Source organism: Caulobacter sp. GW821-FHT11A05, from assembly GCF_058809015.1.
Window position 1 is genome coordinate 121327 of the sequence record NZ_JBXASF010000010.1, and the last position, 21719, is coordinate 143045.

Sequence of the window (21719 nt, forward strand, 5' to 3'; positions counted from 1 at the left end):
CCTCGCCATGACCCAGACGCAGCTGATGACCATCGGCGGCCGCGATGTGGCCGGAGCCGGCGAGATGCCGGTGATCAACCCGGCCACCGGCCAGGCCTTCGCCACCGCGCCCGACTGTTCGGAGGAACAGCTGGACGAGGCCGTCGCCGCCGCCCGGGCCGCTCAGCCGGCCTGGGCCGCCCTCCCCTTCGACGAGCGCCGCGACCGGGTCGTGGCCCTGGCCGGGGTGCTGCAGGCCAACCTCGAGCCGCTGATGGCCCTGCTGACCCAGGAACAGGGCAAGCCGCACGCCGCCGCCACGGGCGAGGTGATGGGCGCGGCCTGGTGGTTCATGTCGGCCGCCGAGCTCACTCTGCCCATCGACGTCCTGGAGGACACCGACGAGCGCCGCACCGAGACCCACCGGGTGCCGCTGGGTGTGGTCGGGGCCATTCTGCCGTGGAACTTCCCGCTGCTGGTCTTCGCCTTCAAGGTCATCCCGGCCCTGCTCGCCGGCAACACCCTGGTCGCCAAGCCCTCGCCCTTCACGCCCCTGACGACCTTGGCGGCCGGCAGGCAGCTGGCCGCCGCCCTGCCGCCGGGCGTGCTCAACATCGTCTCCGGCGGCGACGACCTGGGCCGGTGGATGACCGCCCATCCGGGCATCGACAAGATCGGCTTCACCGGCTCGACCGCCACCGGCAAGGCCATCATCAGGTCGGCCGCCGACACCGTCAAACGCCTGACCCTGGAGCTGGGCGGCAACGACGCCGCCATTGTCCTGCCGGACGTCGACGTCGCCGCCACGGCGCAGGCCCTGTTCTGGGGCGCATTCGGCAACAGCGGCCAGATCTGCGTGGCGGCCAAGCGGGTCTATGTCCATGACGCCATCTACGACGCCTTCCGCGACGCCATGGTTGCCTACGCCGGCACGGTGAAGATCGGCGACGGCGCCCAGCAGGGCGTGCAGCTGGGCCCGGTGCAGAACCGGATGCAGTACGAGCGGGTAAAGGGCCTGATCGCCGACAGCCAGGCCCACGGCCATACCCTGCATTCGATCGGCGAGACGCCGGCCGGCGGCTACTTCCTGCCGATCACCATCGTCGACAATCCGTCGGACGACTCCCGCGTGGTGGTCGAGGAGGCCTTCGGTCCGGTCCTGCCCCTGCTGCGCTTCAGCGACATCGACGACGTCGTCGCCCGCGCCAACGCCACCGACTACGGCCTGGCCGGCTCGGTCTGGTCGGCGGACCTGGGCAGAGCCGCCGATATTGCCCGGCGCCTGCAGTGCGGCACGGTGTGGATCAACTGCATCCAGGACAGCCTGCCGGCCACGCCGATCGCCGGCCACAAGGCCTCCGGCCTGGGGGTCGAGAACGGCAATGCCGGGCTGATCGAATACACCAACGCCCAGACCCTGGTGACGCGCAAACGCCCGGCCGCCCAGCCGGCCTGACACCCCATCCGGAGAGATCGGCGCGACCGCCCTTGTGAAAGCGAACCCTAAAAACTAATAATGTTAGATATTGTTCGGGAGGCGAGTTTGGTTGGCAGCGGATGGCTTAACGAAGGGGCGGACGGTCCCTATTGGACGGCCCTGGCCGGCGGCGCCCTGGCCCTGCCGCGCTGCGCCGGCTGCAACCGCTGGCATTGGCCTGCCGTCTGGCGCTGCGGCGACTGTGGATCGTGGGAGCACGGCTGGCACGAGACCCCGATGCGCGGCCGCGTCTACAGCTGGACCCGCACCCACCACGCCTTTACCGGCAATGAAGGCCTGGGCCTGCCCTTCGTCACCGTCGTCGTCGAACTGCCCGAGGCCGGCGGCCTGCGGCTGACCGGGGTTCTGGAGGGGAAGACCGACGATGTCGCCATCGGCCTGCCGGTCGCCGGCTCGCCGGGCGAGACCGCCTTCAGCGGCATGGCCATCCCGACCATCCGCTGGCGGCTGACGGGAGACGGCGCATGACCAACACCCTGCTCAGCGGCCGCACGGCCGTCGCCGGCGTCGGCGTGCGCCAGTATCGGCGCGGCCAGGCGCCCCTGCCCGAGCGCGGCGTGCTGGTCCAGGCCATCGCCGAGGCCTGCGAGGACGCCGGCTTCGACCCGGCCGATATCGACGGCTTCGCCTCCTACGGCGACGACCGCAACGAGCCGGTGCGGCTGATGCCCGACCTCGGCATCCGGGAGCTGACCTGGTCCAGCCAGGTCTGGGGCGGCGGCGGCGGCGGCATCGCCGGGGCCTTCGGCCAGGCGGCGGGCGCCATCCTGACCGGCCAGGCCAGCGCCGTGGTCGTCTTCCGCGCCCTGGTCGAGGGCGGCAGCGGGCGGCTCTCCTCAGCGGTCATGGCCCACCACCTCAATCCGCACATGGTCGCCGCCGGCATCGTCGCCCCGGCCCAGGCCTGCGCCCTGCGCGCCCAGCGCCTGTTCGAACGCCACGGCCTGACCCGCGCCGTCACCGAGGAGCTGGTCCGCGCCTCCTACTACCATGGGTCCCGCAACCCGGACGCCGTCGCCTATGGCCAGGACCTCGACCTGGAGGCCTATCGCCACGGCCGCTGGATCGCCGAGCCCTTCCGGCTGTTCGACTGCTCGCGCGAGAACGACGGGGCTGGCGCCCTGCTGCTGGTCTCCGCCGAGCGGGCCCGCGACCTGAGGAAGGCGCCGGTCTACCTGCGCGCCGTCGCCCAGGGGACCGAGCGCGGCTTCGGCGACCTCCTGGAGAACGACGACGACGACCAGTACGCCACCGCCGGCTTCCGCTCGGTGGCGCGGCGCCTGTGGAACCAGAGCGGGTTGACCCCCGCCGACATCGACGTCGCCCAGGTCTATGAGAACTTCAGCGCCCAGGGCGTCGCCAGCCTGATCGACCACGGCTTCTGCACCCACGAGAGCGCTGCCGACTTCATCCGCTTCGAGAACCTGATCGCCCCCTCCGGCAGGTTGCCGATCAACACCGCCGGCGGCAACTTCGCCCAGGGCTTCATCCACGGCATCGGCATGGCCATCGAGGCGGTGCGCCAGCTGCGCGGCGAGTCGGCCAATCCGGTCCCCGGGGCCCGCACCTGCCTGCTGGCCGGCGGCCCCGGCGCGCCGACGGTCAGTTCCGCCATCTTCGCCACGGATGCGGGTTAGACTTTGCGCGCCGCCGCCGATTCGCGACCGCCGCTACGAGTATCCCGATGCCCAGACCCCGACGGCCCCTGATCTCCCGCCAAGGCGCCGTCCGCGCCGCGCTGGAGGTCATCGACGACCAGGGCCTGGACGGCTTTAACCTGGCGCTGGTCGCCAAGCGGCTGAACGTCGCCGCGCCGTCGCTCTACCACCACTTCCGCGACCGCAACGAGATTCTCACCGAGGTCGCCCGCCTGCTGCTGGTCGAGGCCGAGGACCAGACGCGGCTGCCGGCCGACGACTGGCGCGAGGCCCTGATCAGCCTGGCCGTCGCCGCCCGCCGCTCGATCCTGCGCCACCCCAAGGCGGCGCCGCTGCTGCTGATGCACCCTCCACGGCACGTCGTGCTCAAGGCCTATGAGCGGTCCCTGCGCCTGTTCGAGAAGAAGGGCGTGCCCAAGGAACTGCACATGACCATCGTCACCGGCATGGACAGCATCGTCTTCGGCGCCTCGCTGCTGACCGCCTCGACCCGGGCCCAGGAGATCGACGCCTTCCCGATCTTCGATCCGAGCACCTTTCCGAGCCTGACCAACGCCATCAAGGCCAACCTGTTGGACGAGGAAGCGGTGTTCGTCCGCGTGGCGCGAGCCTTCCTGGAGGGGATTTCTCCGTCGACGCCTTGATCAGCGGGTCCTCGGAACAGTCGCCAGACAGCAGGCCGCCTAGGCGCCGCGGGCCTTGCGACGCTTCAGCTCGTCCTTGTCGATCTTGGCCGCCCAGGTCGAGACGCCGTTCTTCAGGTCGGCCGGGGTGAGGACCAGCGGGTCCCAGAGGGGGGCGCCGACGACGTTGTGCAGGTTCAGCGTCAGGGTCGGCGTGTCGCCCATCTGGAAGTCGAGCATGCCGAAACAGACCGTCTTGCCCCAGACCGGCCGCATGCGGACCTCCGGCGTCTGTTCCCAGAAGTCGTTGTCGGGGACCTGGGCCAGGGGGCTGGAACAGAAGTCATAGAGGTCGTAGCCGCCCTGCTCGGACCGGGGGATGCAGTTGAGCTCGCCCATGTGCGTGTCGCCGCTGAGCAGGACAACGCCCTCGATCTTCGCATCGCGGATGTAGTCGAACAGTTCGCCCCGCTCATGGCGGTAGGAGGTCCAGCTGTCGCTGCCGGTCTCGGCGAGGGACCAGCCGACGCCGCAGATGATGACCTTGAACGGGGCCTTGCTGGCCTTCAGCGCCGCCTTGAGCCAGGCCTTCTGGCCGGCGCCGAGCATGGTCTTGACCGGGGTGTCGGGGTCGGCGGCGGGGTCGCGGTGGTAGCGGTCGTCGAGGAAGAAGAAGTCGACGCCGCCGTGGCTGTAGGTGAAGAAAACGCCGGGGGTCTTGCCGTCACCGGCGGCGGGGTTGGCCCAGTACTGCTTGAACACCGCCAGGGCCTGCTCACGGATCGGGTTGGTGCGGTCGCTGTCGTTGTAGGCGAAGTCGTGGTCGTCCCAGACGGCCAGCTGCGGCGTGGAGCGGATCAGGGGCAGCAGGCGCTCGACGCTGCGCTGGCGGCGATAGAGGTCGGCGAGGCCGCTAGGCTCGATGGTGTCGGCGTAGATGTTGTCGCCCAGCCAGAAGAACAGATCCGGCTCCTGGTCGAGGACGGCGTTGAAGATCTTCTGGTCGGCGTCGAACTGGATGCGGCAGCAGCTGCCGAACCCGACCCGGAAGCTGGCCGGGCCCTTGGGCGCGGTGCGGGTCTTGAACGGGACCAGCTGGTAGCGGTCGGCCTTTCCGCCGATGCGCATCCGGTAATAGTAGGCGGTGGCCGGCTGCAGGCCGGCGACCTTGAGGACGACGCAGAAGTCGTTGGCGGCGCTGGCCGTGACCGGGGCGCTGACGATCGGCGCCTTGAAGTAGCGGTCAGGGCTGGCCTCGACGGTGACCTCGACGGCGCCGCTCATCCGGGCCCAGACGGTGATGTGGTCTGGCCCGCCGGCCCCGACCATCGGGCCTTCCAGGCAGCGGGGATAGCCCAGCACCTGCGCAAACGCGCGGGGCGCGCCGGCGATCAGGGCGGCAAGGGTCGTGGCGCCGAAGAGGCCTCGGCGGCCGATGCGGGGTCCGGTCATGGTCGTTGCCTCAGGCTGGGCGGATGGCTTCGAGGATCTGATCGTGGAGGATGGCGTTGGTCCCCAGGACCGTGCCGTTGTGCAGGTCGAGCGGGGCGCCGAGCGTGTCGGTGACTATGCCGCCGGCCTCGCGGACCAGGATGGCGCCGGCCCCCATGTCCCAGGCGCTGACCTTCTGCTCCCAGTAGGCCTCGAAGCGGCCGGCGGCGACCCAGGCCAGGTCGATGGCCCCGGCCCCCAGCCGGCGGATGCCGGCCACGCGGTCGGTCAGGGCGGCCATCTCGTTGCGGAAGCGCTCGTGCTCGGGCTTGGCGGCGAAGGGGATGCCGACGGCGAGGACGGCGTCCTCCAGCCGCTCGCGGGTCGAGACACGGATGGGTTTGTCGTTGAGGTAGGCGCCGCCGCCCAGTTCGGCGCGGAACATCTCGTTCAGGGCCGGGCACCAGGTGACGCCGGCGATGACCTCGCCTTGCCGGGCCAGGGCGATGTTGACTGCCCAAAGCGGCGTATTGGTCAGGAAGTTGGTGGTGCCGTCCAAGGGATCGACGACCCAGACGTGGTCGGGGTCGGAGCCGGGGATCAGGCCGCCCTCCTCGCCGAGGAAACCGTAGCTGGGCGCGAAGGCCTCCAGGTGGCGGCGAACCGTCTCTTCGGCCTTGACGTCGGCGGCCGAGAAGAAGTCGGAGACGCCCTTGCGCTCGATGGTCAGGGTGGCGACCGTGGCCTGGTCGGCAACCAGGCCGGCGCCGGCCTCCCGGGCGGCCGCCAGCATGGCTGCGAGGGTCTTCGAAGGTTGGCTCATCAGTCCCTCAGCTTCACGTTCCAAAGGCTGGTCGCCAGGATCAGGGAGGCTACCGAACAGCCGACCCAGAACAGGATGGAGGGGCCGAAGTCGTAGACCTTGACCCCGTCGACGGTCTTCATGCCGGCCTCGATCAGGCCGCCGGAGATGTTCTCCTGGATGGCCGCGCCGATGTAGCTGAACACCCCGATCATGCCGAGCGCCGCGCCCGACACCCGCTTGGGGCAGATATCGGTGGCGAACAGGCCGCCGACGCTGGTCACCAAGCCGGTGAGGCCGAGACCGAACAGGGCCAAGCCAAAGGACAGCACCCAGACGTTGGTGGGCCCAAAGAAGACGATCAGCAGGCCGACGATCTCCATGATCCCGAAGATCAGATTGGCCGGCGGACGGCGGGCCTTGAAGAACTTGTCGGAGACGTAGCCGAACGCCACCGCCCCGACGATGCCGGTGACGGTGTTGATCGTCAGCAGGCTGGCCGCCTCGACGAGGGAGTAGCCGCGGCCCTCCTGCAGGTAGAGGACGCCCCAGCTGTTGATGGCGTAGCGGGTGACGTACATCAGGGCGCTGGAGACGGCGAGCACCCACACCGCCGGGATGGCCAGGATGGAGAGCTGGGTCTTCCACAGGCTGACGGTCGGCGGCGGCGGCGGGGCCATGTTCCATTCGTCGTGCCGCCAGACGGCGACCTTGGGCAGGCCGAAGGTCTGCGGGCGGTCCTTCATCAGCCACAGGCAGCCCATGGCGGCGACGACGCAGAGCGCGCCCGGACCCCAGAAGCCGGCCTGCCAGCCGAGCGCCGACACCAGGGCCCCGGTGACCAGGAAGGTCAGCCCCTCGCCGATCGAGTGGGCGGTGCTCCAGATGCCGTAGTAGCGGCCGCGCTCGTGGTTGGAGAACCAGTGGGAGAGGCCAACGACGCTGGCCGGGGCCCCGAAACTCTGGAACCAGCCGTTCAGGCCCCACAGGGCCACCGCCACCCAGAGGACGACGTTGAACCCCATGCCGATGTTGACCAGGGCCGAGACCAGGATCCCGAAGGCCAGGAACATGCGCGGGTTCAGGTGATCCGAGAGGAAGCCGTTGGTCAGCTTGCCGAAGGCGTAGGTGTAGAAGAAGGCCGAGCCGATCAGGCCGAGTTCGGTCGGGGAAAAGATGCCCGCGTCGATCAGCGGCTTCTTCACCACCCCGAGCGCCAGCCGGCAGGTGTAGGCCAGGCCGTAGCCGCCGGTGATGGCGATCATCACCATCAGGCGGTTGTGGCGAAAGATCCTGTCGATCCGCTCGCGATCGGTCAGCGGCGGGGCGTCGGGGCCCGGCGCGAAGGCCCTCATGATGGCGCTGAACATTTGGCCGTCCCTCCCCGATCTTTTCCTTCTGGTCCGCCCTGGCGGACTTGGACCATGGTCTTGTGACAGTCCGGTCTCAGGTCTTCTTGGCGATCCAGTCATGGGCGGGGTCGTTGCGGAATATCCACTGCCGCTTCGGGCCCGCCATGACGTTCAGGTAGTAGAGGTCGTAACCGTGGGGGGCGCCCACGGGATGATAGCCGCGCGGCACCATGACCACGTCGCCGTCCTGCACGCAGACCGTCTCGTCGAGGCTGCGATCGTCGGTGTAGACGCGCTGGAAGGCGAAGCCCTGGGGCGGCGACAGGCGGTGGTAGTAGGTCTCCTCCAGCGCCGTTTCCTCGCCGGCCGTGGCGGTGTCGTGCTTGTGCGGCGGATAGCTGGACCAGTGGCCGCCGGGGGTGATGACCTCGACCACCAGCAGGCTGTCGGCGGCCTCCGTCTCGGGCAGGATGTTGCGGACGTAGCGGGTATTGGTCCCCTGCCCCCGCACCTCGCGGCTCATCGTCTCGGGGGCGATGACGCGGGCCGCGCCCTCGCCCGTGCCGGGGGCCGAGCAGACGGCCAGCTCGACGGCGCCCTGGGCGGTGACCGACCAGGCCTGGCCGGCCGGGACGTAGACCGCGGCCGGGGCGGCGTCCTCGAAGACGCTGGCGCGGCCGCCGAGGCCCTTGTGGGTCTCTGCGCCGACGCTGATGTCGGCCTTGCCGGTCAGGACGACGAGGCAGGTCTCGCGGGCCCCGGCCGGCTCGCTGGCGGACTGGCCGGCGGCGAGATTGACGACCCGGAAGCCGACGTGGTCCCAGCCGGCGCTCTGCGGCGTGACTTCGAGGACCGTGCCGGCGGCGTCGGGCTGGTGGGGGCGGACGAGGAGGGTCATGTCATGCCGCCTTCTTCAGGCCGGCGGCTTCGGCTTCGCGCTCAAGGGTGCGCAGGCCCAGGTCAGCGTAGGTCTTGGGATCGGCCAGGGCCGGGTCCTGTTCGGCCTCGATGATGATCCAGCCGCCGTAATCGATGTCGGACAGGGCCCGCATGATCTTGCCGTTGTCGAGGCCGCCGTCGCCCGGGACGGTGAACATCCCGGCCAGCACGCCATCGAGGAAGCTGGCGCCGGCCTCGCGCACCGTCTTGTGGATGGCGCGGCGGATGTCCTTGCAGTGGACATGGGCGATGCGGCCCGGGTGGGCCTTGATCACCTCGGTTGGATTGATGCCGCCGAGCGCCGCGTGGCCGGTGTCGAGGGTCAGGCCGACATTGGGCCCGGTGTGGCGGATGAAGGCCTCCAGGTCGGCGGGGCGCTCGACGACAGTGCCGAGGTGATGATGGTAGGCGAAGCGCAGGCCCTGCGCGGTGATGGCGTCGGCCACGTCCGTCAGCCGCTCACCGAACTGTTTCCAGCCGGCTTCGTCGAGGACCGGGGTCTGGGTCATCGGTACGGAGCGGGCGCCGTGGATGGCGTTGGAGGTCTCGGCGTGGACGAAGACGGTGCTGCCCATGGCTTTCAGCAGGGCCAGGTGGTCCTGGGCGGCGGCCAGTTCGGCCTGCGCGTCGTGCACGAGGAGATTGCCGCTGTACCAGCCGCCGACGAGGTCGAGGCGATAGCTGTCCAGCAGGGGCTTGAGGGTCGCCGCGTCACGCGGGAACTTGCCGCCCAGCTCGACGCCGCTGAAGCCGACGTCGCGGATATCGGCCAGGATCGAGGCCAGGGGCGTGTCGCCGCCGAGTTCCGGCATGTCGTCATTGGCCCAGGCGATGGGGCTGACGCCGAAGCGAATGGTCATGGTCAGTCCCCGGTACGCTGGTGCTTGATCTGAACGTCGTAGTCGGCGCGAGCGGCGCGGACCTGCTCGCGGGCCGAGACCTCGGGCACGGCCACGTCCCACCAGGTTCCGCCGGCTTCGGTGGAGATGGCCGGGTCGGTGTCGATGACCACGACGCTGGTGCGATCGGCGGCATAGGCGCGGCCCAGCGCTGCTTCGAGCTCGGCGATGGTCGACACCTTCTCGGCCAGAGCGCCCAGGCTGGCGGCGTGGGCGGCGAAGTCGATGTCGGGCAGGGCCACATGGGCGCTATCGGCCAGCAGGTTGTTGAACGGCGCCCCGCCCGTGCCGGCCTGCAGCCGGTTGATGCAGCCGAAGCCGCGGTTGTCGAGCACGACGATGGTCAGCTTGGCGCCCAGCATCACCGAGGTGGCGATCTCGGAATTCATCATCAGGTAGCTGCCATCGCCGACCATGACGACGACCTCGCGGCCCGGCTCGGCCATCTTCACCCCAAGGCCGCCGGCGATCTCGTAGCCCATGCAAGAAAAGCCGTACTCGACGTGGTAGCCGCCCGGCCGGTGCGCGCGCCACAGCCTGTGCAGCTCGCCCGGCAGGCCGCCGGCGGCGCAGACGACAACGGCGTCCTCGTCGGCGGTGCGCCAGACGGCGCCGAGCACCTGGGCGTCCGAGGGCAGGGCGTTGTCGCCCGGCGGGGCGGTGACGGCGTCGAAGGCGGCGTTCCAGTCGGCGATGGCGCCGCCGTGGTCGACGTCTGCTCGCCAGTCGCGCAGTCGCTTGGAGAGGCCCTCGATGACCGTGCGGGCGTCGCCGACCACAGCCAGGGCGCCGTGCTTGGCGGCGTCGAAGGCGGCGACATTGACCTGGACGAGGCGCCGGCCGGGCGCGCCGAACAGGGCGCGGGAACCGGTGGTGAAGTCCTGCAGCCGCGTGCCGATGCCAATGACCAGGTCGGCGCCCTGCGCGGCGGCGTTGGCGGCGCTGGTCCCGGTGACGCCGACGGCGCCGAGGTTGGCCGGATGGTCCCAGGCGAGGCTGCCCTTGCCGCCTTGAGTCTCGACGACCGGGACCCCCGTCGTCCGGGCGAAGCGGGCCAGGGCCGCCTCGGCCTGGCTGTAGCGGACACCGCCGCCGGCGACGATCAGCGGGGCCTTGGCGGTCAGCAGCAGGGCGGCCAGGTCGTCGACCTCGCGCGGGTCGGCCGGCTGGCGGCGCAGGCGGTGCAGGCGGCGCTGGAAGAAGGCTTCCGGGTAGTCATAGGCCTCGGCCTGGACGTCCTGGCAGAAGGCCAGGGTCACCGGGCCGCAGTCGGCCGGGTCGGTGAGGACGGCGATGGCGCGCGGCAGGGCGGTGAGCAGCTGCTCGGGACGGCTGATGCGGTCGAAGTAGCGGGAGACGGGGCGGAAGCAGTCGTTGGCGCTGACCGTGCCGTCGCCGAAATCCTCGATCTGCTGCAGCACCGGATCAGGCCGGCGGCTGGCGTAAACGTCGCCGGGCAGGAACAGCACCGGCAGGCGGTTCACATGCGCCAGGGCGGCGGCGGTGACCATGTTGGTGGCGCCCGGACCGATGGAGGTGGTGCAGACCATGGCCCGCTGGCGGCACAGCTGCTTGGCGTAGGCGATGGCAGCGTGGGCCATGCCCTGTTCGTTGTGGGCGCGGTAAGTCGGCAGCACGCCCCGGGCGGCCTGCAGCGCCTCGCCAAGACCGGCGACATTGCCATGGCCGAAGATGGCCCAGCAGCCGGCGAAGAAGGGAACCTCGGCGCCATCGACCTGGACGAACTGTTGGCTGAGCCAGCGGACAGCGGCCTGGGCGGCCGTAAGACGCACTGTGCTCACGCCGCCCGCTCCCGCGAGCCGCGCGCCAGGCGCCAGGCCTTGGTCAGGGTGTCGAAGCGGGCGGCCATGGCGGCGACGGCGGCGCTGTCGCCCATCCGGCCGGCCAGCCAGTCGCGGGCGACGTCGTAGAAGATGGTCCGACCGACGGCGAAACCCTTGATGATCGGAATGGTCGCGGCGACCTTGATCGAGGCCATCAGATCCTCGATCGGCGCCGACAGGCCAAGCAGCACCACGCCCCGGCACCAGGGATCGTTCCGTTGGATGACGGCCTCGATGTTGCGCCAGGCGGCCACGTCGTCACTGGGCTCCAGTTTCCACCAGTCGGGCTTGATACCCAGAGCATAGAAGCGTTGCAGGCAGTCGGCGATGGTCCTGGCGTCGACCGGCATGCCCTTGGGGGTGATGACCTCCAGCAGCAGTTCGTGGCGGGTCTTACGGCAGGCGTCGGCCAGCCGGACCAGCTGGCGCTCCTGGGCCTCGCGCAGGGTCGGGGCGTCGTCCGGGTGGTAGAAGACCAGGCATTTGACGACATGGTTGAGCGGCCATTCGGCCAGCTCGGTGGCGACGTCGGCCGAGCATTCGAACCGCAGTGGCCGCGACTGCGGCAGCTCGATCGGGCGGCCGATCCAGTAGGGATAGTCGGCGGCCTTGGCCAAGGTGTCGAAGCCGTAGCGGCCGTCGGCCAGGATGCCGAAGCGCGGGTCGCCCTTGGCCACCGCATCAACGGCGCGCAGGGCCAGCAGCTTGAAGGCCGGCACCCGGGCCGGGTCGGCGCCGGTCAGGGCGACCAGGTCGTCGAACTGGCTGCGGTGATCGACGGCCAGCACGGTCAGCTCGTCATGCACCCGGTCGCGGGTGGTGGCCCAGTGGATGTGCTCCAGGGCCTGGTCGTCGCGCAGGCGGAACGGCAGGTCGCTGCGGGCCAGGAAATGCTCCATCTCCGGCCAGGTGGCCATGGCCGGGGCGCAGCCGTGGCGGGAGACGACGATGGCCCCGGCCGCGTTGGCGATCTCGCAGCAGGTCTCCAGCGGCAGGTCCCACAGCCAGCCGCGCAGGAAGCCGGCCATGAAGGCGTCGCCGGCGCCGAGGACGTTGAACACCTCGATGCGGAAGCCGCGGCCGACGACGCCGTCGTCGAGGCTGCCTGGAATGGCGCCAGGGAAGGCCGAGCAGCCGTCGGCGCCGCGCTTGCAGACCAGCAGGGCCTGGGTGGAACGGCGGATGTTGCGCAGGGCGGCGATGGTGTCCGTCGTGCCGCCGAGGATGTGGATCTCTTCCTCGGTGCCGACAATCAGGTCGCACAGCGGCAGCACCTGCTGCAGCACGGCGGTGACCTTGTCGTTGGCGACGAAGCGGTTCTCGCCGGCCTCCTTGGCGGTCAGGCCCCAGAGCACCGGCCGGTAGTCGATGTCGAGCACGACGCGGGCGCCGTTCGCCTTGGCCAGGCCCGCGGCCTTGAGGCTGGCGGCCAGGACCTCGGGCTGGGAGAGGTGGGTGCCGCTGAGCACCACCGAACGGGACTTGGCGATCCAGTCGGGGTCGATGTCGGCCTCGGTCAGGGCCATGTCCGGCGCGTTCTCGCGGTAGAAGATCAGCGGGAAGGTCTCGCGGTCGCGGATGCCGAGGATGACCAGGGCGGTCAGCCGGTCCGGGTCGGAGACGACGCCGGCGGTGTCGACCCCCTCGCGGACCAGCTGCTCTTCGATGAAGCGGCCCATGTGGTCGGCCCCGACGCGGGTGACCAGGCCGGCCTTCAGGCCCAGGCGCGCGGCGCCGATGGCGGTGTTGGTCGGACTGCCGCCGACATACTTGGCGAACGACGCCATGTCCTCCAGCCGACCGCCCGCCTGCTGACCGTAGAGGTCGACGCTCGAGCGGCCGATGGCGATCAGATCCAGCGTCTTGTCGTGCTGCGCCATTGGGGCCCTTAGAAGCGTCGGCGCGACCGTCGCGCCTGACGATGCAACGATTATTCTATTCGATTTTCTTTTGCAACATTCATTTCATTCTTGGAATGCGCGGATCATTCGGCGGGCGCGGCCTGCTCCGTGGCCTCGAAGGCAAAGCCGATGACCAGGGCCTGGGCCAGGCAGATGGAGGCGGCCAGAGAGCGGAAGGAGCGGATCTCCGATTCGCGGACCTGCAGCACGGCGGTGGCGCTCTTGGCGACCGGGCTGACCAGGCTGTCGCTGATCGACAGCACCTTGGCCCCCTTGCCGGCGGCGATCTCGACGGCGGTCACCGTCTCCTCGGCATAGGGGTGGTAGCTGACGGCGATCAGCAGGTCCTTGGAGCCGATGCCCTGCACCTGTTGGCGCGCCAGACCGGCGACGCCGTCGATGAACATGGTCCGCTTGCCCAGCTGCTGCAGCGAATAGGCCAGGTAGGACGAAACCGGGAAGGCGCGGCGGAAACCGGCGACATAGACGATGTCGGCCTCGCGGATCAGGGCGACGGCCGCGGCCATGTCCTTCTCGGTTATGGTCTGGCCGAGGTTCTGCAGGGCCAGGGTGTTGCCCTCGACGAACTCGGCGAGCAACTCGGCCCCTGCCCCGCCGGCCCGGCTGTCGACCTCCTGGGCGAAACGGCGGACGCGCTCGCCATAGCCCAGCGCCGACTGGCCGCTGAGCAGGCCGTCGCGGAACAGGCGCTGCATCTGGCTGGCGCCGGGATAGCCGAAGCTCTTGGCGAAGCGGACGATGGCGCTGGGCTGCACACCACTGCGGTCGGCCAGCACCGCCAGGGTCTCCAGGGCCATGTCGTTGGGCTCGTCGAGGACGTAGCGGGCGATCTGCTGCAGGCGCTTGCTGAGGCTGTCGTAGCGTTCGAGGATGGCGGCGCGCAGCTCGTCTGCGGTGGCGGGCGGAGTCTGGGTTTCGGTCATGCCCGGGAGGCGTCCTGCGCGGTTTCGAAGTTAGAATATCCGTTCCAGCGGCGAACACAACGCAAGGTCAATTGTTCATTCCAAATGATATTGCGTTCGGAATGTTTGTTCCATAGTACGGAACATCGGAGGGTCGCCCATGATCAAGATCGCTCAACTCGGCGCCGGACGGATGGGTTCGATCCATGCCCGCAACGCCGCCGCCAACCCGCGCCTGGACCTGGCCTTCCTAGTCGACCCGAGGCCTGAGGTCGCCGGAGACCTGGCGCGCGAGATCGGGGCGGAGCTGGCCGGTTTCGAGGCCGTGCTGGCCGATCCGGAGATCAAGGGCGTCATCGTCGCCAGCTCGACCGACGCCCATCTGGACAACGCCCTCGCCTGCCTGAAGGCCGGCAAGATGGTCTTCTGCGAGAAGCCGCTCGACCTCGACCTGGCCCGCCTCGTCGAGCATGAGGCGCAGCTGAAGGACGCCCCGATCTTCGTCGCCTTCAACCGCCGCTTCGATCCCCATTTCGCGGCCCTGGCGGCCAAGGTCGCGTCCGGAGCCATCGGCGCGCTGGAGACCCTGCACCTGATCAACCACGACCCGGCCGCGCCGCCGGCCCATTTCGTGCCGACCAGCGGCGGCCTGTTCAAGGACTTCACCATCCACGACTTCGACGTCGCCGCCTGGCTGGTGGGCGAGCCGTTCAGCGAGGTCTTCGCCTTCGCCAGCTGCCTGGTCGATCCGATGATCGGCGAGTTGGGCGACGTCGACACCGCCCGGGTGATCCTCAAGACCGCCTCGGGCAAGATGGTCATGATCAGCAACACCCGGCGCAGCGGCTGCGGCTATGACCAGCGGATCGAGGCCTTTGGCTCCAAGGGCATGGCCATGGCCGGCAACCCGACCCCGACCACCGTGGCGCGCTGGATCGAGGATGGCGCCGAGGCCGACGCCCTCTATCCCGGTTTCATGAGCCGTTACGCCGGCGCCTACGCCGCCGAGATGGACCACTTCGCCGACATGCTGGAAGGCAAAGCGCGGCCCGCCGCCGGCTACGCCGCCAGCGTCGCCTCCCTGAAACTGGCCGAGGCCGCCGCCCGGTCGGTGGCCACCGGCGCGCCCGTCAAACTGTAAGGCTCCCCCGCATGTACAACCTCGCCCTCATCGGCGCCGGCCGTATCGGCCGCATCCACGCCGCCAACGCCAAGGCGCATCCGGGCCTTACCCTGAAGGCCATCGTCGATCCGGTGGCCGCCGCCGCCGAGAGCCTGGCGGCCGAGACCGGCGCGGCGGTGACCTCGCTGGAGGCGGCCCTGAGCGATCCGGACATCGCCGGCGTCATCGTCGCCAGCTCGACCGACACCCACCTCGACTACGCCGGCCGCGCCATTGCCGCGGGCAAGGCGGTGTTCTGTGAGAAGCCCATCGACCTGGACCTGGCCCGGGCCCGGAGCGCGGCCAGGGATTTCGCGCGCAAGCCGCTGTTCCTCGGTTTCAATCGCCGCTTCGATCCCAACTTCCAGGCCTTGAAGGATCGGCTGGCGCACGGCGCGGTGGGACTGCTGGAGACCTTGCACATCACCAGCCACGACCCCGGCCCGCCGCCGGTGCCCTACATCAAGGTCTCGGGCGGTCTGTTCAAGGACATGGCCATCCATGACTTCGACATGGCCCGCTGGATGCTGGCCGAGGAGGTGGCCCAGGTGTTCGCCTCGGCCAGCTGCCTAGTCGATCCGGCCATCGGCGAGGCGGGCGATGTCGACACCGCCAAGATCCTCTTGAAGACCGCCTCGGGCCGCATCTGCATGATCAGCAACAGCCGCCGCAGCGGCTACGGCTACGACCAACGCATCGAGGCGTTCGGCTCGGCCGGCATGCTGCGGGCCGGCAACGTCACCGAGAGCACGGTGCAGGTCTGGACCGAGGCCGGCGCCGCCGCCGCCCCGTTCCAGAACTTCTTCCTCGACCGCTATGCCGCCGCCTACGTGGCGGAGATGGCCCACTTCGCGGACGTGCTGGGCGGGGAGACGCCGTCGATCGGCTATCAGGACGGGGTGGCGGCGCTGGAGTTGGCGGAAGCGGCCGGAGAGTCGGCGCGGACGGGGACGGTGGTCAGTCTGTAGCTTTTCCTTCTCCCGCTTGTCGGGAGAAGGTGGCCCCCGAAGGGGGTCGGATGAGGGCAGCACCGGCGACGGCCGGGCTGCCCTTTCCTATGTCTGAAAGACCGCATTCGTTGGCCGGCGCTGCCCTCATCCGGCGGCTCCGCCGCCACCTTCTCCCGACAAGCGGGAGAAGGGACGCCTGTACCCCCTCCCCCACAAAAAAATTGGCGACGGCCTGAGGGGGCCGCCGCCAAGGTGCGCAAGTTCGCTAGGGAGGGAAAATCAGTAGGTGAAGGACAGCCCCACCTTCCACGAGCGACCGTAGGTCTCCGCCTCGGCGAAGCGACTGCGGTTGCCGTAGTAATAGTAGTCGGTCTCGTCGCCCAGGTTGTTGCCCTCGGCGTAGACTTCCAGCTGCTTGGTGATCTTGTAGGCCGCCTTCACGCCGATCGACTGGTTCTCGTCGAAGTAGAGGTCGTTGATGGCCGCGTCGCCCAGCAGATCGATGTAGGCCGACCGGTAGGTGTAGGCGACACGGGCCGAGAAGCCGTACTTCTCGTAGTAGAGCTGGGCGCTGACCAGCAGGTCAGACTGCTTGGGCAGGGCGGTTTCCTTGGCCCGGCCCGGCACCTTCATCTTGCCGTTCAGGAAGGTGGCGTTGAGGTTGACCCCAAAGCCGTCCAGGGCGCCCGGCAGGAAGGTGAAGGGCTTCTGGAAGTTCAGCTCCAGGCCGGTGACCTCGGCCTCGGTGCCGTTGGCGAAGGAGAAGATCGTGTCGTCGTTGATCGTCACGCCGCTGAAGGTTCCGGTCTGGTGCTCCAGGGTCGTGGCGAAGATCGGGTTGTCGATCTTCTTGTGGAAGACGCCGATCGAGAAGCCGCCCTCGCCTTCGAAATAGTAGTCCAGCGAGGCGTCGAGGTTGACGGCCTCCTGGGGCTTCAGGTCCGGGTTGCCGAGGCTCAGCTCGTCGCCGTCATAGGCGACGGTCGGGGCCAGCTGGGCGTATTCCGGCCGGCCGATGGCGGTGGTGATCGCCGCCCGCACCAGGATGTTCTCGCTGACGTCCCACCGCAGGTTCAGGCCCGGGAAGACGTCAGTGTAGCTGTAGCTGCCGAAGCGGTTGTAGGTGTCGGCCAGGGTCGCCGTCGGAGTGACGGCGATGGCCCGGGTGTCGCCCTCGGTCTGCTCGACGCGGACGCCCGGGATGATGCTGATGTCCCCGAAGTCGAGGTTGGCCATCACATAGGCGGCGGTGATCGTCTCCTGGACCTGGTAGTCGGAACCCAGGGTCTCGACGATCTGGTCGTCGGTGACGTTGGTGAACAGGCCCGGGTTGGCCTTGAAGAAGGTGTTGACCGCATCGTAGTCGATCGACGGCCCGGCCGGGATACGGCCGTTGAAGGTGTCAGGGAAGGTGCGGCCGGTTTCGCCGGTCAGCGTGTTGGTCGGGCCGCTGTAGGTGAACACCTGGCCGGTGGCGTCGGTGAACTTGTCACGATCGAGCCATTTGGCGCCGAACTTCAGATAGCTGTCCTCGCCCAGCACCCCGATCGGCATCTGGTAGTCGATGCGGACCTGATTCAGGTCCTCCTCGGCCTCGCGGCTGACCTGCTTGAAGCTGCGCAGGCGGTAGAAATCGGAATTGTAGGCGTTCGGACTCACCGTCAGCCGGCCGGGCGAACCGTCCTGCCGGGTGAAGGTCCCGGTGATCTGGCCGGCGCCGCCGCCCGTGTTGTAGCGGTACTCGATCTCGTCGCGGATCGGATCCTTCTTGGTCGCCAGGTTGTGGGTGGCCTGAATGGTCAGGATGCTGTCGCCGATATTGAACTCGCCGCCGATCGCAATGGTCGTCGTATCGGTGATTTCGTTCCGCACACGGATCAGCTTGCGGGCGCTGGCGCCGGTGGTGAAGCTGCCGCCCTCGTCGGTCAGGGTGCCATTGTACGCCGCCAGGGTGGTCGGCAGGAGGATGCGCGTCCGGTTACGCTCTTCGTTGTCGTCGAACTTCGAATACATGACCCGCGCGTAGGCCTTGATGTCGTCGGTGGGCCGCCAGTCGAGGTTGAGGACGGCGCCGGTGCGGGTCCGCAGGGCCGGGGTGTAGACGCGGTTGTCGAATTCGACGGGCGCCTCTTGGGTCGCGATGGCGGGAAGCGGAACCGAGGGCTTCTGGAAGCCGCCCGACAGCACGTCCTCGGAGTCCGAGGGCCGCTCCGACCAGTTCAGGGCCACAACAACGCCGAACTGCTTGTCCGGGCCGAACAGGGCGCCGGCCGACAGATCGCCTTCATAGCTCTGCTCGTCGGTGATCTCGAAACCGCCGACCGCGGCGCGGGCGTTGAGGATGGTGCGGTTGCGGTCGAAGGCCGTGAGCGTCTTGATGTCGACCTGGCCGGCGATGGCGTTGGCGTCGAGGTCGGGGGTCAGCGACTTGACCACCTGCACCGAGCCGATCAGGGCCGAGGGGATGTCATCCAGCTTGACGTTGCGCGACTCCGGCTCGGGGGCCGAGGCGGTCTGGGCGTTGATGGTGACGTTGGCCAGGTTCGGCTCGATGCCGCGGATGATCAGGTAGCGGCCTTCACCCTTGTCGGTGGCGACCGAGACGCCCGACAGCCGGCGCACGGACTCGGCGACGTTCTGGTCGGGCAGCTTGCCGGCCTCGCCGCCGGACACGACCTCGCTGGCCGAGGTGGCTTCGCGCTTCTTCTCAAGGGAGTCGCGGTCGGTGGCGCGTTGGCCGGTGATGACCACTTCCTCGACTTCGTCCGCGGCCTGAGCCGCGGCCATGCCGGGCGCCACCAGGCAGGACGACGCCAACAGCGCGCCCAACAGATATCTGGATTTCATACGACCCTCCCCTTTGCTTCTCATTGCAGCGGGCGAGTTCGCGGATTCGCTCCGCCAGCTGATGAAACGGACATTACGAACAAAAATTCTATTTGACAACATGAATGGAAATTAAATTGCATTCCGTGGCGGGAGCGATGATGTTGCGGCAACAAAGGGGATGCCGATGACCAGGAAAAACCGTGCGCGATGCGCTTTCAGCCTGACGCTCGTGGCCGGCGTGGCCGCCATCGCGTTGAGCGCCCAGGCTCAGACGGCGGCCCCTGCCCCGCCGGCCGTGACGCCGATCGCCGAGACCGCGCCCACCGTGCGCAACGACGCCAACACCGGCGCGCTGCTGTTCGACGGAGCGGGCGGCTTGCGGATCGCCGGCAGTGGCGGACTGGGTGGGGTCGAGCTCTATGACGCCAGCGGGGCGCGGCTGGCGTCGGTTCCGGCCGGCGAGGTTGTGGGACTGGATGTCCGCTACGGCGTGGCGCTGAACGGCCGGTCGGAAACCGTGCTGGGAGTGATGGACGCCCAGCAGGCCAAGCTGCGCTTCTTCACCATCGGCGAGGGACTGACCGAGGTGACGGCGGGGACGCTGTCGACCGGGCTGTCGGCGGAGTCGGGCTGTCTCTACAAGAGCCCGCTGGACGGCGGCCTGTTCATGTTCGCCCTCGGGGCCGGTGGCGAGATCGAGCAATGGTCGGTCTTCGACAATGGCCAGGGCAGGCTGGACGGACGGCTGGTGCGCCGGCTGCATATCGCCTCGGAGGCCAGCTACTGCACGGTCGATGACCTCAGCGGCGCTCTCTATATCGCCGAGCAGGCGGTCGGGGTCTGGAAGTTCGACGCCGAGCCGGAAGCCGAGACCATCCCGACCCTGATCGACGCGGTGGGCCTGGGCCGCATCGCCGAGGAAGCCGGCGGCGTCGCCGTGGTCGATGGCGGGCCGGGCGCCCGATACCTGATCACCTCCAACGCCTCGGCCAACGACTTCCACGTCTTCGATCGCGAGGCCGGCCATCGCTACCTGGGCAGCTTCGCGACCACCGGCGTCGAGAACGCCGGCGGGCTGGCGGCCGGGGGCGGGCTCTTCCTGGCCATGGACGACGACAATCCGGCCGGCGCCAACTACAAGCTGGCCCGCATCGGCGACATCGCCGCCGCCCTGAAGATCAACGCCGGCGCTCCCGCCGATCCGCGCGCCCCCCTCCCCGCCCCGCTGCCTATCGTCCGGCCGGTCGCCGAGACCCAGCCGGTCGGCGAAGGCGGCGACGCGGCCGACGATCCGGCCATCTGGGTCAACCGCGTCGATCCGACCAGGAGCCTGATCATCGGCACCGACAAGCAGGCGGGCCTGGGGGTCTACGACCTGAGCGGCAAACGGGTGTCCTTCGCCGCCGACGGCAAGATGAACAACGTCGACCTGCGCGACGGCTTCAAGCTGGCCGACCAGGCCGTGACCCTGGTCAGCGCCAGCGACCGGACGAAGAACGCCATCGCCCTCTATGTGCTGGACGGCGCGGCAGGGACTTTGCGCAACGTCTCCGACGGGGTGCAGGGCACCGGCCTGGGCGATCCCTATGGCCTGTGCATGTACCGGGGCAAGGGCGGCAAGACCTACGTCTTCATCAACGACACCGACGGCAAGATGCGCCAGTGGCGTCTGGACGCCACGACCATCGGGACCGTCAAGGCGGTGCTGGTCCGCGAGTTCGCCTTCGCCACTCAGACCGAGGGCTGCGTCGCCGACGACGAAACCGGCTGGCTCTATGTGGCCGAGGAGGACGTCGCCCTGTGGCGGCTGAACGCCGAGCCCAAGGGGCCGGAAAAGCGCACCCAGGTGACCAGCGTCGCCGGCAACAAGGCGCTGAAAGACGACCTCGAAGGGGTCAGCCTCTACCTGCAGCCGGGCGGCAAGGGCTACATCGTCGTCTCCAGCCAGGGCAACAACAGCTACGCGGTGTTCCGGCGCGAGGGCGACAACGCCTACCTCGGCTCCTTCGCGGTGGTCGCCAACGGTCCGGCCGGCATCGACGGCTCCTCGGAGACCGACGGGCTGGACGTGACCAGCCGGCCCATGGGCCCGCTATTCCCGAACGGCGCGCTGGTCACCCAGGACGGCCGCAACGTCAGCCCGCCCGAGGCGCAGAACTTCAAGATCACCCCCTGGATCGGCATCGAGGCGGCGCTGAAGCTGGGCAAGGTCGACTAGGAACGCGGGGTGAGGAAGGTGTTCACCGTCAGCCGGCCGACACGGGGGTCGAGGCTGAGGCGGGCCGGATCGACGACGCCGGAATGCAGCAGGCAGCCGCGGTAGATCACCACCCGGTCGAAGCGCGCCGGGATGCGGCCGATCTCCTCGAAGAGCGGCGTGTCGCCCTCGAGATAGGCGGCGGCCGGCGGCCCGTCCCGGTCCAGTTCGCCGCGCAGGGTCGAGAAGTAGCCCTTCGAATGCTCGGGCGTCACCTTTGCCAGCCCCGTGGCCCGGTGGCGGTAGAAGGCGGTGCCGCCGTGTTCCGGACCGCACAGGTAGTGGAGGATGGCCAGGCGGCCGGGGTCGTCGCTGTCGATGTGCGGCAGGCGCTGGCCGAGGTTCAGCGCCTGCGGCGGCAGGGTCACCAGCGAAAAGTGGCAGCTGGCTCCGGCCCTGGCGTCGGCCGGAACGCCGAAGGTCTCGTGCAGCACCGGCCGGACGGCTTCGAGCAGCGCGGACAGGTAGGACCCGGGCGCCGCCGCCCGATGGCCGGGATAGTAGTTGCCGGCCGGGGCCAGCGGCGCGAACCGCGCGGCGGCGGCGGCCTCGACCAGGGCCTCCGGCGCCAGCAGCATGTCGTCGATCACGGCCAGCGGCTCGCCCTCCGAGCCCAGCCGGCGGATTTCCAGGCTGCGGGCCGGATTGGCGGCGTGCGCGGTCCCAGGCACG

The 21719-nt window shown here is 69.3% G+C and carries 17 protein-coding genes; 7 read left to right on the forward strand and 10 right to left on the reverse strand.

What is annotated here, in order from left to right; genetic code table 11:
- Nucleotides 1-7 precede the first annotated feature (7 nt).
- The 4 genes from AC1RSK_RS15460 (at nt 8) to AC1RSK_RS15475 (ending at nt 3779) form a co-directional block, all read left to right on the forward strand.
- Nucleotides 8-1435, forward strand: coding sequence for an aldehyde dehydrogenase family protein (locus AC1RSK_RS15460; protein WP_492908468.1), 1428 nt, complete (start codon nt 8-10; stop codon nt 1433-1435).
- An 87-nt stretch (nt 1436-1522) separates the two neighbouring features.
- Nucleotides 1523-1945: a Zn-ribbon domain-containing OB-fold protein gene (locus AC1RSK_RS15465; protein ID WP_492908469.1), complete on the forward strand. Its 423-nt coding sequence runs from the start codon at nt 1523-1525 to the stop codon at nt 1943-1945.
- Nucleotides 1942-3114, forward strand: coding sequence for a thiolase C-terminal domain-containing protein (locus AC1RSK_RS15470; RefSeq protein ID WP_492908470.1), 1173 nt, complete (start codon nt 1942-1944; stop codon nt 3112-3114). Before AC1RSK_RS15465 ends, AC1RSK_RS15470 begins: the two co-directional genes overlap by 4 nt.
- Nucleotides 3115-3161: 47 nt before the next feature.
- Nucleotides 3162-3779 (forward strand): TetR/AcrR family transcriptional regulator, encoded by a 618-nt coding sequence (locus AC1RSK_RS15475; protein ID WP_492908471.1) that lies wholly within the window; start codon nt 3162-3164, stop codon nt 3777-3779.
- A 39-nt stretch (nt 3780-3818) separates the two neighbouring features.
- On the opposite strand, the gene AC1RSK_RS15480 is transcribed toward AC1RSK_RS15475, so the two are convergent.
- The 8 genes from AC1RSK_RS15480 to AC1RSK_RS15515 form a co-directional block, all read right to left on the reverse strand.
- Entirely contained in the window at nt 3819-5210 is a 1392-nt protein-coding gene (locus tag AC1RSK_RS15480) for an alkaline phosphatase D family protein (protein WP_492908472.1), read from the reverse strand.
- Between the two features lie 10 nt (nt 5211-5220).
- Nucleotides 5221-6012, reverse strand: a complete 792-nt coding sequence (locus AC1RSK_RS15485) for an inositol monophosphatase family protein (RefSeq protein ID WP_492908473.1) — start codon at nt 6010-6012, stop codon at nt 5221-5223.
- Complete coding sequence (locus AC1RSK_RS15490; protein ID WP_492908474.1) at nt 6012-7361, reverse strand: MFS transporter; 1350 nt, start codon at nt 7359-7361, stop codon at nt 6012-6014. Before AC1RSK_RS15490 ends, AC1RSK_RS15485 begins: the two co-directional genes overlap by 1 nt.
- Before the next feature lie 76 nt (nt 7362-7437).
- A complete protein-coding gene (gene iolB, locus AC1RSK_RS15495) occupies nt 7438-8241 on the reverse strand; it encodes a 5-deoxy-glucuronate isomerase (protein ID WP_492908475.1) in 804 nt (267 codons plus the stop codon).
- A gap of 1 nt (nt 8242) precedes the next feature.
- Nucleotides 8243-9142 (reverse strand): myo-inosose-2 dehydratase, encoded by a 900-nt coding sequence (gene iolE, locus AC1RSK_RS15500; protein ID WP_492908476.1) that lies wholly within the window; start codon nt 9140-9142, stop codon nt 8243-8245.
- A gap of 2 nt (nt 9143-9144) precedes the next feature.
- The gene (gene iolD / locus AC1RSK_RS15505) at nt 9145-10983 is read right to left on the reverse strand and encodes a 3D-(3,5/4)-trihydroxycyclohexane-1,2-dione acylhydrolase (decyclizing) (protein ID WP_492908477.1); all 1839 of its coding nucleotides are present in this window, start codon (nt 10981-10983) and stop codon (nt 9145-9147) included.
- Nucleotides 10980-12905, reverse strand: coding sequence for a bifunctional 5-dehydro-2-deoxygluconokinase/5-dehydro-2-deoxyphosphogluconate aldolase (locus tag AC1RSK_RS15510; RefSeq protein ID WP_492908478.1), 1926 nt, complete (start codon nt 12903-12905; stop codon nt 10980-10982). Before AC1RSK_RS15510 ends, iolD begins: the two co-directional genes overlap by 4 nt.
- 104 nt (nt 12906-13009) lie before the next feature.
- Nucleotides 13010-13870 carry a MurR/RpiR family transcriptional regulator gene (locus tag AC1RSK_RS15515; RefSeq protein WP_492908479.1) on the reverse strand — a complete coding sequence of 287 codons (861 nt, stop codon included), beginning with the start codon at nt 13868-13870 and terminating at the stop codon, nt 13010-13012.
- Nucleotides 13871-14009: 139 nt separating this feature from the next.
- Between AC1RSK_RS15515 and AC1RSK_RS15520 the strand changes: the two genes are divergently transcribed.
- On the forward strand, nt 14010-14990 hold the full coding sequence (locus AC1RSK_RS15520) for a Gfo/Idh/MocA family protein (RefSeq protein ID WP_492908480.1): 981 nt from the start codon (nt 14010-14012) through the stop codon (nt 14988-14990).
- Between the two features lie 11 nt (nt 14991-15001).
- Complete coding sequence (gene iolG, locus AC1RSK_RS15525) at nt 15002-15979, forward strand: inositol 2-dehydrogenase (RefSeq protein ID WP_492908481.1); 978 nt, start codon at nt 15002-15004, stop codon at nt 15977-15979.
- 261 nt (nt 15980-16240) lie between these two features.
- Here iolG and AC1RSK_RS15530 read toward each other — a convergent pair whose 3' ends face one another.
- Nucleotides 16241-18808, reverse strand: coding sequence for a TonB-dependent receptor (locus tag AC1RSK_RS15530; protein ID WP_492908482.1), 2568 nt, complete (start codon nt 18806-18808; stop codon nt 16241-16243).
- A gap of 166 nt (nt 18809-18974) precedes the next feature.
- Between AC1RSK_RS15530 and AC1RSK_RS15535 the strand changes: the two genes are divergently transcribed.
- On the forward strand, nt 18975-21008 hold the full coding sequence (locus AC1RSK_RS15535; protein ID WP_492908483.1) for a phytase: 2034 nt from the start codon (nt 18975-18977) through the stop codon (nt 21006-21008).
- Here AC1RSK_RS15535 and AC1RSK_RS15540 read toward each other — a convergent pair.
- Nucleotides 21005-21718: a DUF6445 family protein gene (locus AC1RSK_RS15540; RefSeq protein ID WP_492908484.1), complete on the reverse strand. Its 714-nt coding sequence runs from the start codon at nt 21716-21718 to the stop codon at nt 21005-21007. The two genes, AC1RSK_RS15535 and AC1RSK_RS15540, sit on opposite strands and share 4 nt — an antisense overlap.
- Nucleotide 21719 lies beyond the last annotated feature (1 nt).

Bases quoted from the DNA above. Each gene is read 5' to 3' on its own strand.
- AC1RSK_RS15460 (WP_492908468.1), top strand. From the start codon at position 8: ATGACCCAGACGCAGCTGATGACCATCGGCGGCCGCGATGTGGCCGGA.
- AC1RSK_RS15470 (WP_492908470.1), top strand. From the start codon at position 1,942: ATGACCAACACCCTGCTCAGCGGCCGCACGGCCGTCGCCGGCGTCGGC.
- AC1RSK_RS15475 (WP_492908471.1), top strand. From the start codon at position 3,162: ATGCCCAGACCCCGACGGCCCCTGATCTCCCGCCAAGGCGCCGTCCGC.
- AC1RSK_RS15480 (WP_492908472.1), bottom strand. From the start codon at position 5,210: ATGACCGGACCCCGCATCGGCCGCCGAGGCCTCTTCGGCGCCACGACC.
- AC1RSK_RS15485 (WP_492908473.1), bottom strand. From the start codon at position 6,012: ATGAGCCAACCTTCGAAGACCCTCGCAGCCATGCTGGCGGCCGCCCGG.
- AC1RSK_RS15490 (WP_492908474.1), bottom strand. From the start codon at position 7,361: ATGTTCAGCGCCATCATGAGGGCCTTCGCGCCGGGCCCCGACGCCCCG.
- iolB (WP_492908475.1), bottom strand. From the start codon at position 8,241: ATGACCCTCCTCGTCCGCCCCCACCAGCCCGACGCCGCCGGCACGGTC.
- iolE (WP_492908476.1), bottom strand. From the start codon at position 9,142: ATGACCATTCGCTTCGGCGTCAGCCCCATCGCCTGGGCCAATGACGAC.
- AC1RSK_RS15510 (WP_492908478.1), bottom strand. From the start codon at position 12,905: ATGGCGCAGCACGACAAGACGCTGGATCTGATCGCCATCGGCCGCTCG.
- AC1RSK_RS15515 (WP_492908479.1), bottom strand. From the start codon at position 13,870: ATGACCGAAACCCAGACTCCGCCCGCCACCGCAGACGAGCTGCGCGCC.
- AC1RSK_RS15520 (WP_492908480.1), top strand. From the start codon at position 14,010: ATGATCAAGATCGCTCAACTCGGCGCCGGACGGATGGGTTCGATCCAT.
- iolG (WP_492908481.1), top strand. From the start codon at position 15,002: ATGTACAACCTCGCCCTCATCGGCGCCGGCCGTATCGGCCGCATCCAC.
- AC1RSK_RS15530 (WP_492908482.1), bottom strand. From the start codon at position 18,808: ATGAAATCCAGATATCTGTTGGGCGCGCTGTTGGCGTCGTCCTGCCTG.
- AC1RSK_RS15535 (WP_492908483.1), top strand. From the start codon at position 18,975: ATGACCAGGAAAAACCGTGCGCGATGCGCTTTCAGCCTGACGCTCGTG.